A 13,183-nucleotide genomic window follows, 5' to 3' on the forward strand; every position below is an offset into this window, starting at 1 on the left:
ATTCTCAGCAGAGGGCGTCGATTTCCTCGTTGGTCAGCGTATCCGGCAGCACCGTGACCGGGATCGGAAACGCCGCCGCCCGGCCGGCGATCGACGAGACCAGTGGTCCCGGACCTTCCTTCGCCGAACCGGCGGCCAGAACGAGGATCGCGACATCGCGGTCTTCCTCGATCACCGCGTTGATCTGTTCGGCCGCACCGCCTTCGCGGATGACGATCTCCGGCTCGATGCCGATCGTCTCGCGCACGATCTGGGCGATCTTGGCAACCACCGCCTCGGCCTCCTCGCGCGCCTCGGCCCGCATGATCGCCTCGACGCCCAGCCATTGCTGGAAATCCCCGTCGGGGATGACGTAGAGCAGCACCAGCCCGCCATTGGAATTCTTCGCGCGCCGGCCGGCATAATGAACGGCGCGCTGGCATTCGGGTGTACCGTCGATCACCGCCATGAATTTGCGGCGATGACCTTCGAGCCGTGAGAGTCGCTTCGATACCATGGCGCGGACTCTGACACCCGAAGCGGAAAATTTGCAAGCCCAGTTTTTCCTCTTCTCCCCCCGGGAGAAGGTTCCCTTCTCCCCAGGCGAGGGTCCCCTTCGCCCCTAAGCGGGGAGAAGAAGAGTCACCCTCAATAGAGGAAGCCGATAACGTCGCGTACTTGGCGCATCGTCACCTCGGCGCGGGCCCTGGCGCGTTCGCCGCCCTTGCGCAGGATCGCGTCGATATGGCTGGTATCGTCCATCAGCCGGCGCATCTCGCCGGTGATCGGCGCCAGCACATGTATGGCGAGATCGACCAGCGCCGGCTTGAAGACGGAGAATTGCTGGCCGCCGAATTCGGCAAGCACGTCGGCCTTGGACTTGTCGGCCAACGCGGCATAGATCGCCACCAGATTGTCGGCTTCCGGCCGGCCCTGCAGTCCGTCCACCTCGCTCGGCAAGCCGTCCGGATCGGTCTTTGCCTTGCGGATCTTCTTCGAGATCGCGTCCTCGTCGTCCATCAGGTTGATGCGCGACAGGTCGGAAGGGTCGGATTTCGACATTTTCTTGGTGCCGTCGCGCAACGACATGACGCGCGGCGCCGGCCCGCCGATCAGCGGCTCGACCATCGGGAAATAGGCATGCACCGGCTCGTTGCCGACGGTGATGTCGACCCCATAACCGGTCCTGCCGATATGCTCGGCATAATCAAGGTTGAACTTCATCGCGATGTCGCGGGCAAGTTCCAGATGCTGCTTCTGATCCTCACCGACCGGCACATGGGTGGCGCGATAGACGAGAATGTCGGCGGCCATCAGGCTCGGATAGGCGTAAAGGCCGAGTGAGGCCTGCTCGCGGTCCTTGCCGGCCTTGTCCTTGAACTGCGTCATGCGGTTCATCCAGCCGATGCGGGCGACGCAGTTGAAGATCCAGGCAAGTTCGGCATGCTGCGGCACGGCCGACTGGTTGAAGACGATATGTTTTTCCGGATCGATGCCGGCGGCGATGAAGGCGGCGGCGATCGAGCGCGTCTGGCTCGGCATGTCCTCATGCACCAACTGGGCGGTGAGCGCATGCATGTCGACGACGCAATAGATGCAGTCATTGCCTTCCTGCAGCGCCACGAAGCGGCGGATCGCGCCGAGATAATTGCCGAGATGCAGATTGCCGGTCGGCTGCACGCCGGAGAATACGAGTTTCTTGAATTCGCTCATGTCGTCCTCGATAGGCTGGTGGAGGGCCCACAGCTTTGGTTTGCTGCATGGCAACAGGGTTGTTCACCCATGTCGCCAACGCCGCGGCTTATGCACGGGCAACCGGTCGCAATCAAGGGGTTCAGGCCGTGGCATGCTGGATCAGATCGAAGCTGTTGCCGTAGGGATCGCAAAACACCGCGACCGTGCCGTAAACCTCATGCCGCGGCTCTTCGAGAAAGCGCACGCCGGCTGCCAGCATTGCGGCATGGTCGCGGGCGAAATCATCGGTCTTCAGGAAGAAGCCGACACGGCCGCCGGTCTGGTTGCCGATCGCCGCCCGCTGCGTCTCGTTTGCCGCCTGCGCCAGCAGAAAGGCGGCGCCCTCTCCCCCTTTGGGCCTCACCACCACCCAGCGCTTGCCCTCCGGTTGTTTCTCGTCCTGAAGGCAATCGAAAGCGAGGGCGTCGCAGTAGAAAGCCTTGGCGCGGTCGTAGTCGTCGACGACGAGGGTGACGAGGAAAAGCGACTGGATCGTCATGTCATATCTCCCGATTGAGATGTTTATTCCAATTTGGATCGGCAATATCCGTTGTTTTAAGCCAAAATGATCAAGTTGCTTACCCACAATTGAGTATAAAATTTCACAGAAAAGCTTTTATTGAACTGAAAATCCTCGATCGCGCAGGGGCGTGCGATGGCCGCCCTGTCAACCGCCCGGAGGGACCATGCAGAACGCCAGTTTGCTCGCCATGGCAGGCCTTTTCGCCCTACAATCCGCAACCGGCGCCGTCGGTCAAGACAGCAAGAGACCGGCCATCCATATTCCCAAGCAGGAGGCGCGCCTTGCCTACACGGTCCAGACCGTCAGCGTCCGTGCCGGCTGTTTTCCCGAGCGTCTTCGGGCGGTGCTGTCGCATATCGCCGCAAAAACCGGACGCCGGCCGATGATCACCTCCGGCCTCAGGCCGCATCCCCGCCGCCATGGATCCCTGCACGGCAAATGCCTGGCGGCCGATATCAGGATGCCGGGCCTCTCGGAGCGCACCATCATCGCAGCCGCCAGAAGCGCGCCGGGCATCGGCGGCATCGGCACTTATTGCAACGGCATCGTCCATGTCGACGTCGGGCCGCAGCGGCGATGGGTCGATTGCTGAAAAGTGCTGCCCGCCCTTGTCCAATGGTTGTCCGGTTCGTGGCCGGCGAAGACCCCTCCCCAACCCCTCCCCACAAGGGGGAGGGGCTAACCTAGCGCACTGTATAGCGCTAAGCAGCAACCTTTCTGCGGATGAAACAGTGAAATGGAACACGTCGGGCGCGGCATCTAAGTCCCTCCCTTTTGTGGGGAGGGGTTGGGGAGGGGTCTTGTGGCTCGACGGTTGGTGCCGGCATGCAAGAGGCCGGCACCGGCAATCGCCTAGTTTTGCGCGTCCTTCGCCGCCACCGGCTTGCGGTTCAGGTTGCGCCGGATCATGCCGAGATCGGCCCCGCCGATCAGGAAGGCGGCGGCGAAATAGACCAGCATGGCAATGGCAATCAGCAATCCGAGCGTGCCGATCTTGGTAAGAAGCGGCGCGCCGGAGGCAAGCGCGGGCGCAAAATGCTGCTTGAGGAAGACGATCGCCCCGCCCATGACGGCTGCGGCGACGATCAGCAGGACGGTGCGTTTTGCCAGCGCCCATTCCCATGTCAGATGACCACGGCGCAGAAGCGTGGTGAATAGCAGCATAGTGCTGATCCAGCCGGCGGTGGCTTCGGCAACGGCGATGCCGGGCGCGCCCATATAGGGAAAGAGGGTCAGCGCCGTGGCGCAGTTGGTCGCAACCGCGATCGCCGAAAAGCGCATCGGCGTCTTGGTGTCCTCACGGGCATAGAAGCCCGGCTGCAGCGCCTTGATCAGCACGAAGGCGGGCAGGCCGATGCCGTAGATCGCCAGGATCGAGCCGACGACGGCGGTGTTTTCCTGATGGAAGGCGCCGCGCTCATAGAGCACGCGGATGATCTCGTCGGAGAGGATCCACAGCGCGAAGGCGGCGGGGATCGTCAGGAACAGCACGAATTCGATCGAGCGGTTCTGCAGGTTTCCGGCCTCGCGCAGATGGCCGCCCTTCAGCGCCCGGGCAAGTTCCGGCAGCAGCACCACGCCGACGGCGACACCGACGACGCCGAGCGGCAGCTGATAGATGCGGTCGGCATATTGCAGCGCTGCGATCGCGCCGTCGCGCGACGAGGCGATCGCCTGGCCGATCAGCTGGTTGATCTGGGTGATGCCGCCGGTCACCGCCGCCGGCACCGCCAGGATCAGCAGCCGCTTGACGTTCGGCGTCATCTTCGGGAAGCGGAAACCGATGCTCATGCCGGCCGCCAGCACGCCGACATAGACGACGGCGAGCTGCAGGACGCCGGCGGCAAGCACGCCAAAGGAGAGATACCAGGCCGTCGCCAGCGGATCGGCGCCGGTATAGAGCGCATAAAACAGCGCCCCGATCATCACCACGTTGAGGAAAACCGGCGCGATGGCCGCGGCGAAAAAATGATGCAGCGAATTCAGCATGCCGCTCATCATCGCCGTCAGCGACATGCACATCAGATAGGGAAACATCACCGCCGCCATGCGGATGGTGATCGAGAATTTCTCGGGATCGTCGGCAAAGCCCGGCGCGATGACGAAGCGCACCAGGAGCGGCATCGCAAGCTCCATCACGATGGTGATGAGCAGCAGCACCGAAAACAGCACGCCGAAGACTTCTTCGGAAAAGCGCTTGGCGCCATCCGTGCCGTTCGCCTCGATCTCCTTGGCAAAAAGCGGCACGAAGGCGGCGTTGAAGGCGCCTTCGGCAAACAGCCGGCGGAACAGGTTCGGAAAACGGAAGGCGGCATAGAAGACGTCGGCCATCGGTCCGGTGCCGAGTGCGGCGGCCATCAGCGTTTCGCGGGCGAAGCCGAAGATGCGGCTGCCGAGGGTGGCGCCGCCGACGGTCGCGAATTTCTTGACGAGACTCATGCGTATTGGCTCATGCGTGTGGGGCTCATGCGGGGGAATCGGCTTTCTTGTCGGCTGAAGGTGATGTCCGGGCGGTGGCGGCCGGCGCGATAATGCCGGAGGGCATGCGCTCGCGCAGTTCGTCTTCCTCTTCGGCCATGACGGCCTTCATCCGGGCGGTGATGTTGGCGCGCTTGCTGTCGCCGGATATTTTCTGTCCGACCAGATCGGTGACGTAGAAGGTGTCGATCACCTTCTCGCCGAAGGTGGTGATGCGGGCCGACTGGATGTCGAGCGACAGATCGGAGAGCACGGCGGTGATCTCCGACAGAAGTCCCGGCCGGTCGAGGCATTCGACCTCGATGACCGTGAACTTGTTCGACAGGCTGTTGGTGATGTTGACCGACGGCGGAATGACGAAGGCCTTGTTCTTCTTGCGGTTGCGCGCCCGCGTGGCGATCACCTCCGGCAGCCGCTTGCGGCCGGACAGCACGTCCTCGATCATCCGTCCGATCGTGCCGGCACGACGCAGTTCGTCGGCATCGTCGGAAAATTCGCGGCTGACATGGATCGTATCGAGCGCCCGGCCGTCCGACGTCGTGAAAATCTGCGCGTCGACGATGTTGGCGCCGGCGGCGGCACAAGCGCCGGCAATGACGGCGAGCAGGCGCGGGTGGTCGGGCGACAGCACGGTGATTTCGGTGATCGCGTGGAAACTGTCGGTGCGCACCGTCGTGGCGAGCGCCTGGCCTGCCTTGTCGGCCTGGCGGATGAAATGGGCGTGACGGATCTGGTCCTCAAGCGGCACGGAGAGCAGATAGGGCTGGTAATGCAGCTTGGTATAGGTGTTGCGGTCCTTCTGGCTCCAGTCGGAGAGCGCGCCGCGCAACGCCTCGGCGGCGGCGTTCGCCCGCTCCTTGCGCGAGACTTCCGAGAAACCGCCGGCCAGCAGCAGCTCGGTTTCATAATAGAGCGTGCGCAGAAGCTGGCCCTTCCAGCCGTTCCAGACGCCGGGGCCGACGGCGCGGATATCGCAGATCGTCAGGATCAGCAGCATCTTCAGCCGGTCGAGCGACTGCACCCGGTCGGCGAAATCGGTGATGGTCTTGCGGTCGGTGAGGTCGCGGGTCTGCGCGACCATCGACATGGTCAGATGTTCCTCGATCAGCCAGACGACGATTTCCGTCTGCTTCTGCGACAGGCCGAAGCGGGCGCAGAGCTTGCGGGCGACGCGGGCGCCGGCGATCGAGTGATCCTCCAGCCGCCCCTTGGCAATATCGTGGAGAAGCACGGCGACGTAGAGCGCCTCGCGGTCCTCGATGTTCACGATCAGCTTGTTCGCCAGCGGGTGCAGATCCTCGGACCGCGACTTGTCGATCTCGGAGAGCACGTCGACGGTGCGGATCAGATGTTCGTCGACCGTATAGTGGTGATACATGTTGAACTGCATCATCGCGACGATCTTGCCGAATTCGGGAATGAAGCGGCCAAGCACGCCGGCCTCGTTCATCCGCCGCAGGATCAGCGCCGGATCGCGCTTTGATGTCAGGATCGACATGAACAGGCGGTTGGCTTCGTCGTTTTCCCTGAGCCGGTTGTCGATCAGCGCCAGCGAACGGGTGACGCGTTTCAGCGCGTCCGGGTGGAATTCCAGCCCGTTGATGTCGGCGACGTGGAAGAGCCGAAGGATGCTGACAGGATCGCGCTTGAACACCTCCGCATCGGCAAGCGCGATGCGGCCGCGGTCCTCGACGAATTCGACGCTGCCGGCGATCTTGCGGGTGCGATGGGTGAAACGGCTGATGACGCCGGTGAGGCCGGGGATCGACTTCGCCTGCTGGTCTTCGAGCGCGGCGCAGAGGATGCGGGTCAGATCACCGACATCCTTGGCGACAAGGAAATAGTGCTTCATGAAGCGCTCGACGGCCGATAGGCCCGGCCGGGTGTGATAGCCGAAGGCTTCGGCGATGTCGCGCTGGATGTCGAAGGACAGCCGCTCCTCGGCCTTGCCGGTGAGGAAGTGCATATGGCAGCGTACCGCCCAGAGGAAATCGTCGGCCTTTTCGAGCAGACGGTATTCGTGCTTCGACAGGACGCCGAGCTTGACCAGTTCCGCCTGGTCGCGCACGTGATAATAATATTTCGAGATCCAGAACAGCGTGTGCAGGTCGCGAAGCCCGCCCTTGCCTTCCTTGACGTTGGGCTCGACGAGATAACGTGTATCACCAGCCTTGCGGTGGCGCTCGTCGCGCTCGGCAAGCTTGGCGGCGATGAATTCAGGGCCGGTGCCGGTGACGATTTCCTTGTCGAAGCGGGTCTCGAGCTCGGTTTCCAGCCGCTGCAGGCCGCAGATGTAGCGCATCTCGAGGATGGCGGTGCGGATCGTCATGTCGGATTTCGAAAGCGCGATGCATTCCTCCACCGTGCGGGTGGCGTGGCCGACCTTGAAGCCCATGTCCCAGAGGACGTAGAGCATGAATTCGACCGCCTTGTGCGTCTCCTCAGTCGGCCGCGGCGGGAAGAGGAAGAGCAGGTCGATATCGGAGCCCGGCGCCAGCGTGTCGCGGCCGTAGCCGCCGACGGCGGTGACCGTGAACTTGTCCTTCTGCTGCGGAAAGATATGTGCGGTGGCGAAATTGTAGAGGACGGTGATGATCTGGTCCTGCAGCCAGGAAATCCGGTAGGCGCAATTCAGTCCGCCGCCATCGGCCATCAGCGCGGCCCGTGCCTTCTGCCGGCCTTCCGTGCTTGCCTTTTTCAGGACGGCGAGAAGGTCGGCGCGCAGCACGTCGGGCCGGTTGCGGTTGGCCTCGGCAACGGCGTCGCACTGCTTCTGCAAGAGTTCGACGTCGAGGATATGGGAAAGATCAAGCGCGCGCATCGCTGTCGCCGGGGCAGTTTCCTGTTCATGCCGGGCGGCCGGATCCGGGCTCGCCTCGTGTTTCGTCTGCATGCGCTATAACCCCTTTGTCAGGCGATCGACACGCGCCCTCATACTGCAAGAACCTTTAAATTTGGCGAAATGGTGTTGGTAAGCCGCGCGACAGCTTTCCCGAAAAACTCAGAGGGCGGCCCGCGCATTCAGCAAATGCAGCACCTGCCGTGTCTCTCTCATGATCTCCTCAAGCGACTGCCGGTCGCATTCGCGATAGCCGGCCTTGGCGATTGATGTGCCGAGTTCTGAGATCATAGCGCAACAGCGGGTGATTTTCAGCATGCCGATCGGCGACGTCCAGCCGCGCGCATTGCGGTCGGCGTCGGCGCGCCGCATCGTGTCGAGCATCGAGCAGATGAGCGACAGGCGCTCCGTTTCGCGAACCAGCTTTTCCATGAACATCGCGTGCCGCTACCCTATTTCAGCTTCTTCTTGAGGTCGTAAAGCGCGTCCATTGCCTCGCGCGGCGTCATGTCGTCAAGGCTCATCGCCTTCAGCGCCTCCTCGACCTTGGACGGCCCGCGGGCCGTGTCCTCGCGCCGCACCGCCACCTGGAAGAGCGGCAGGTCGTCGATCAGCTGGCTCGCCGGGTTCTTGCGGTCGGCGTCCTCCAGGCGGGTGAGCACATCGCGGGCCCGCGCCACCACCGAGGCCGGAAGCCCGGCAAGCCGGGCGACCTGGATACCGTAGGAGCGGTCGGCTGCACCCGGCCCGACCTCATGCAGGAAGATGACGTCGCCGTCCCATTCCTTGACGCGCATCGTGGCGTTCGATAGCCGGCCAAGCTTTTCCGACAGCACGGTCAGCTCGTGGAAATGCGTGGCGAACAGGCCGCGACAGCGATTGGCCTCATGCAGGTGCTCGACGGCGGCCCAGGCGATCGACAGGCCGTCGAAGGTGGCGGTGCCGCGGCCGATCTCGTCGAGAATGACGAGCGAACGGTCGCTCGCCTGGTTGAGGATCGCAGCCGTTTCGACCATCTCGACCATGAAGGTGGAGCGCCCGCGCGCCAGATCGTCGGAGGCGCCGACGCGCGAGAACAGCCGGTCGACGATGCCGATATGGGCCGAGGTCGCCGGCACGAAGGAGCCCATCTGCGCCAAGATTGAGATCAAAGCGTTCTGCCTGAGGAAGGTCGACTTGCCGCCCATGTTGGGGCCGGTCAGCAGCCAGATCGCGCCGTCCTTGTCGCCGGTTTTCGGCGACAGATCGCAATGGTTGGCGACGAAGGGGCCGTCCGCCTGCCGCCGCAGCGCCTGCTCGACCACAGGATGACGGCCGCCCTCGATGGCAAACATCTTCGAGCCGTCGACCTGCGGCCGGCAATAGGCCTGCTCGTCGGCGAGCAGCGCCAGGCCCGCGGCAACATCGATGACCGCAAGCGCCCGGGCGCCGGATTTGATCGCCTCGGCCTCCGCAACCACGGCCGCCGTCATCCTCGCGAAGGCGGCGAGCTCGATCGTCAGCGCGCGGTCGGCGGCATTGGCGATACGGCTTTCGAGATCGGCAAGTTCGGTGGTGGTGAAGCGCATCGCGCTCGCCATCGTCTGGCGGTGGATGAAGCGGGCCTTGGCCTCAGCCGTGTCGGTCATCGGCGAGGCATTGCCGGCCGTGACCTCGATGAAATAGCCGAGGATGTTATTGTGCTTGATCTTCAGCGACCGGATGCCGGTCTCTTCGGCATATTGCAATTGCAGGCCGGCGATGACCCGGCGCGACTGGTCGCGCAGCGCCCGGACCTCGTCGAGCTCGGGGCTGGCGCCGTCGCGCAGGAAGCCACCGTCTCGCTTCAACAGCGGCAATTCCTCGGCAAGCGTCTCGGCCAGCAGGCTTTCCAGCGCCGCGGGAAGCGCCTGCAGCCCGGACAGCGCCTGGCCAAGCTCTTCCGGCAGCATCGCGCTTTCCAGCGCAGCCGCAACGTCGCTCGCCGCCTGAAGGCCCTGGCAGATCGCCGAGAGATCGCGCGGGCCGCCGCGGTCGAGCGCCAGGCGCGACAGTGCCCGCGGCATGTCGGGCACATGTTTCAGCGTGTCGCGCAGCTTGCCGCAGAGCGACGGTTCGTCGATCAGAAAGCCGATCGAATCGAGCCGCGCATTGATGCGGGCGGGGTCGGTCAGCGGCGACATCAGCCGCTCGGCAAGCAGCCGCGCGCCGCCGCCGGTGACGGTGCGGTCGATCGCCTTCAAGAGCGAGCCGTTGCGGTCGCCCGACAGCGTGCGGGCCAGTTCCAGATTGGCGCGGGTGGCGGGATCGATGAACAGCGTCGACGCCGCACTTTCCCGCTCCGGCTTTCCAAGCGGTGGCCGCTCGGCGATCTGCGTCTTCTCGACATAGGCGACGGCCGCGGCCGCCGCCGCCAGCTCGGCGCGCGAGAAGCTGCCGAAGCCGTCGAGCGTCGCGACGCCGAAATAACGGGCGATCCGGCCTTCGGCGCTGGCGCTGTCGAAAAGCACTGAAGGCTGCGGCACCGCGGTGCGGCCGAGCACGTCGAAGACCGGTTTCAGTTCCGGATCGTGGAAGATCGTGTCGGGAAGGATGAGCTCGCGCGGATCGATGCGCAGAATATCGGCAAGCAGGCGCGAGGCTTCGGTCTCGGCCAGCCGGAAGACGCCGGTGGAAATATCGATCCAGGCAAGCGCCAGCAAGGGCTCGGCGCCACCGCGAATGCGGGTCAGCGCCATCAGATAGTTGGATTCCGAGGGCGAAAGCAGCTTTTCCTCGGTGATCGTGCCTGGCGTGACCAGGCGGACGACATCGCGCTTGACGACGGATTTGCCGCCGCGTTTTTTCGCTTCGGCCGGATCCTCGACCTGTTCGCAGACGGCGACGCGGAAACCGAGCGAGATCAGCTTCTGCAGATAATCGTCGGCCGCATGCACCGGCACACCGCACATCGGGATGTCCTGGCCCATGTGCTGGCCGCGCTTCGTCAGCGTGATGCCGAGCGCGCGCGAAGCCTCCAGCGCATCCTCGAAGAACAGCTCGTAGAAATCGCCCATGCGATAGAAGAGCAGCGAACCCGGATTGTTCGCCTTGATCTCGATATATTGCTCCATCATCGGCGTGGCCGAGGCACGGCTTTCCGCCGTGGCAAGCTCGGCAGCCGAAAAGGCGTCATTCCCTGTGTCTATTCGTGCGTTCACGGAGGTGCAGTTTTTCCCAAAAAAACAGGTGCCAACCCTATCCGCGCGCCGCTATAGATGACAACAGCATTTGAGGAAGAGCGAAGCGTCGCCCACAGGACGTTGGAGGATTTATGCCCGATATCGATAAGAAGGACCGGCCGGCGACATCAGTTACCGACCAGGAGGCGCTCGATTTTCACGCCACGGGCCGGCCCGGCAAACTGGAAGTCGTGCCGACCAAGCCGATGGCGACGCAGCGCGACCTGTCGCTTGCCTATTCGCCGGGTGTCGCCGTGCCCGTCAAGGCGATCGCCGCCGATCCGCAGACGGCCTATGATTACACGGCCCGCGGCAACATGGTCGCGGTCATTTCCAACGGCACGGCGATCCTCGGTCTCGGCAATCTCGGCGCACTTGCCTCCAAGCCGGTCATGGAAGGCAAGGCGGTGCTGTTCAAGCGCTTCGCCGACGTCGATTCGATCGACCTCGAAATCGATACGGAAAATGTCGACGAATTCATCAATTGCGTGCGCTTCCTCGGCCCCTCCTTCGGCGGCATCAACCTCGAGGATATCAAGGCGCCGGATTGTTTCGTCATCGAAAGCCGGTTGCGCGAGCTGATGGATATTCCCGTCTTCCACGACGACCAGCACGGAACGGCGATCATCGCCGCCGCCGGCCTGATCAATGCGCTGGAATTGACCGGCCGCGACCTGAAGACGACGAAGCTCGTCTGCAACGGCGCCGGTGCTGCGGCGATCGCCTGCATCGAGCTCATCAAGGCGATGGGTTTTGCGCCCGAGAACGTTATCCTCTGTGACACCAAGGGCGTCATCTACCAGGGCCGCACAGAGGGCATGAACCAGTGGAAATCGGCGCATGCGGCAAAGACCGACGCGCGCACGCTTGAGGAGGCGATGGAGGGCGCTGACGTCGTTTTCGGCCTGTCGCAGAAGGGCGCCTTCTCGGCCGAGATGATCCGCTCGATGGCGGATCGGCCGATCATCTTCGCCATGGCCAATCCCGATCCCGAGATCACCCCTGAGGAGGTGGCCCGCATCCGCGACGACGCCATCATGGCGACCGGCCGTTCGGATTACCCGAACCAGGTCAACAATGTCCTCGGCTTTCCCTATATTTTCCGCGGCGCTCTCGACGTCCGTGCTTCCACCATCAACGACGCGATGAAGATCGCCGCCGTCAAGGCGCTGGCAAACCTTGCCCGCGAGGATGTGCCGGATGACGTCGTTGCCGCCTATCAGGGCAACCGGCCGCGTTTCGGCTCGCAGTACATCATCCCGGTTCCTTTCGATCCGCGGCTGATCTCGGCGATCCCCGTCGCGGTCGCTGAAGCCGCGATCGAGACCGGCGTTGCCCGCAAGGTCATCACCGATATGGCCGGTTATGCCCGCGAGCTTTCGGCGCGCCGCGATCCGATCGCCTCGACGCTCGCCAGCCTCTATGAGCGGGTGCGCCGCCGCCCGAAGCGCATTGTCTTTGCCGAGGCCGAGGAAGAGCAGGTGCTGCGCGCCGCATTGTCCTACGCCAATCAGCAGCTCGGCACCGCCGTCCTGCTCGGCCGCGAGGACCTGATCCGGTCGACGGCCGAACGCGCCGGCATCGATCTCAACCGGCCGGGCCTGGAGATCGTCAATGCCCGTATTTCCACGCGGGTCGAGGCCTATATCGACTATCTCTATGCCAGGCTGCAGCGGCACGGTTACCTGCACCGCGACGTCCAGCGGCTGATTCACAACGACCGCAACCACTTCGCCGCAACCATGGTGGCGCTCGGAGATGCCGACGGCATGGTGACGGGCATCACCCGCAACTATTCCACGGCGCTGGAGGACGTGCGCCGCTGCATCGATGAAAAGCCTGGCCACCGCGTCATCGGCGTCTCGCTGGCGCTCTGCCGCGGCCGCACGGTCTTCGTGGCCGATACCGCCGTGCACGACATGCCGACGGCCGAGCAGCTTGCCGATATCGCCGAAGAGGCGGCCGGGCTCGCGCGGCGCATGGGTTATTCGCCGCGTGTCGCGCTGCTGGCCTATTCCACCTTTGGCCATCCCTCGGGCGAACGCTCCGAGCGGGTGCGCGAGGCGGTGAAGATCCTCGACAAGCGCCGCGTCGATTTCGAATATGATGGTGAGATGGCGGCCGACGTGGCCCTGAACCGCAAGGTGATGGAGCAATATCCCTTCTGCCGCCTTTCCGGTCCCGCCAACGTGCTAGTCATGCCGGCCTTCCACTCGGCCTCGATCTCGACCAAGATGCTGCAGGAGCTCGGCGGCTCCACCGTGATCGGCCCGATCCTCGTCGGTCTCGACAAGCCGGTGCAGATCACCTCGATGGGCGCCAAGGACAGCGACATCGTCAATATGGCGGCGATCGCCGCTTATGGCGCGGGTTCATAAACTCGCTCTGCCTCCCCTATGAGACGGCATTTCCGTGCCCGGCCGACAACAC

Annotated in this window: 9 protein-coding genes; 2 read left to right on the plus strand and 7 right to left on the minus strand. The window is 63.8% G+C overall.

Annotated features, from left to right (window positions below; genetic code table 11):
- Positions 1-4: 4 nt before the first annotated feature.
- From BBJ66_RS01940 to BBJ66_RS01950, 3 genes are all read right to left on the minus strand, one after another.
- On the minus strand, positions 5-496 hold the full coding sequence (locus BBJ66_RS01940) for a universal stress protein (RefSeq protein ID WP_049730698.1): 492 nt from the start codon (positions 494-496) through the stop codon (positions 5-7).
- Positions 497-627: 131 nt separating this feature from the next.
- A complete protein-coding gene (gene trpS, locus BBJ66_RS01945) occupies positions 628-1,692 on the minus strand; it encodes a tryptophan--tRNA ligase (RefSeq protein WP_049730697.1) in 1,065 nt (354 codons plus the stop codon).
- Positions 1,693-1,813: 121 nt separating this feature from the next.
- The gene (locus BBJ66_RS01950) at positions 1,814-2,212 is read right to left on the minus strand and encodes a VOC family protein (RefSeq protein ID WP_071084600.1); all 399 of its coding nucleotides are present in this window, start codon (positions 2,210-2,212) and stop codon (positions 1,814-1,816) included.
- Between the two features lie 187 nt (positions 2,213-2,399).
- Here BBJ66_RS01950 and BBJ66_RS01955 point away from each other — a divergent pair, with 187 nt between their 5' ends.
- On the plus strand, positions 2,400-2,828 hold the full coding sequence (locus tag BBJ66_RS01955; protein WP_049730695.1) for a YcbK family protein: 429 nt from the start codon (positions 2,400-2,402) through the stop codon (positions 2,826-2,828).
- A 260-nt stretch (positions 2,829-3,088) separates the two neighbouring features.
- Here BBJ66_RS01955 and murJ read toward each other — a convergent pair whose 3' ends face one another.
- From murJ to mutS, 4 genes are all read right to left on the minus strand, one after another.
- Positions 3,089-4,675 carry a murein biosynthesis integral membrane protein MurJ gene (murJ, locus tag BBJ66_RS01960; protein WP_049730694.1) on the minus strand — a complete coding sequence of 529 codons (1,587 nt, stop codon included), beginning with the start codon at positions 4,673-4,675 and terminating at the stop codon, positions 3,089-3,091.
- 25 nt (positions 4,676-4,700) lie between these two features.
- The gene (locus BBJ66_RS01965) at positions 4,701-7,607 is read right to left on the minus strand and encodes a [protein-PII] uridylyltransferase (RefSeq protein WP_071084603.1); all 2,907 of its coding nucleotides are present in this window, start codon (positions 7,605-7,607) and stop codon (positions 4,701-4,703) included.
- A 108-nt stretch (positions 7,608-7,715) separates the two neighbouring features.
- Positions 7,716-7,991, minus strand: coding sequence for a hypothetical protein (locus BBJ66_RS01970; protein WP_007633762.1), 276 nt, complete (start codon positions 7,989-7,991; stop codon positions 7,716-7,718).
- Positions 7,992-8,005: 14 nt separating this feature from the next.
- Positions 8,006-10,732, minus strand: coding sequence for a DNA mismatch repair protein MutS (gene mutS, locus BBJ66_RS01975; protein WP_071084604.1), 2,727 nt, complete (start codon positions 10,730-10,732; stop codon positions 8,006-8,008).
- A gap of 113 nt (positions 10,733-10,845) precedes the next feature.
- Between mutS and BBJ66_RS01980 the strand changes: the two genes are divergently transcribed.
- Positions 10,846-13,131: an NADP-dependent malic enzyme gene (locus BBJ66_RS01980; RefSeq protein WP_049730691.1), complete on the plus strand. Its 2,286-nt coding sequence runs from the start codon at positions 10,846-10,848 to the stop codon at positions 13,129-13,131.
- Positions 13,132-13,183 lie beyond the last annotated feature (52 nt).

Origin of the sequence: Rhizobium sp. RSm-3 (assembly GCF_001854685.1) — a bacterium.
GTDB classification, from domain to species: Bacteria; Pseudomonadota; Alphaproteobacteria; order Rhizobiales; family Rhizobiaceae; genus Rhizobium; species Rhizobium ecuadorense.

Coding starts and splice junctions, on each gene's coding strand:
- BBJ66_RS01940 (WP_049730698.1), bottom strand. CDS start 496: ATGGTATCGAAGCGACTCTCACGGCTCGAAGGTCATCGCCGCAAATTC.
- trpS (WP_049730697.1), bottom strand. CDS start 1,692: ATGAGCGAATTCAAGAAACTCGTATTCTCCGGCGTGCAGCCGACCGGC.
- BBJ66_RS01950 (WP_071084600.1), bottom strand. CDS start 2,212: ATGACGATCCAGTCGCTTTTCCTCGTCACCCTCGTCGTCGACGACTAC.
- BBJ66_RS01955 (WP_049730695.1), top strand. CDS start 2,400: ATGCAGAACGCCAGTTTGCTCGCCATGGCAGGCCTTTTCGCCCTACAA.
- murJ (WP_049730694.1), bottom strand. CDS start 4,675: ATGAGTCTCGTCAAGAAATTCGCGACCGTCGGCGGCGCCACCCTCGGC.
- BBJ66_RS01965 (WP_071084603.1), bottom strand. CDS start 7,607: ATGCAGACGAAACACGAGGCGAGCCCGGATCCGGCCGCCCGGCATGAA.
- BBJ66_RS01970 (WP_007633762.1), bottom strand. CDS start 7,991: ATGTTCATGGAAAAGCTGGTTCGCGAAACGGAGCGCCTGTCGCTCATC.
- BBJ66_RS01980 (WP_049730691.1), top strand. CDS start 10,846: ATGCCCGATATCGATAAGAAGGACCGGCCGGCGACATCAGTTACCGAC.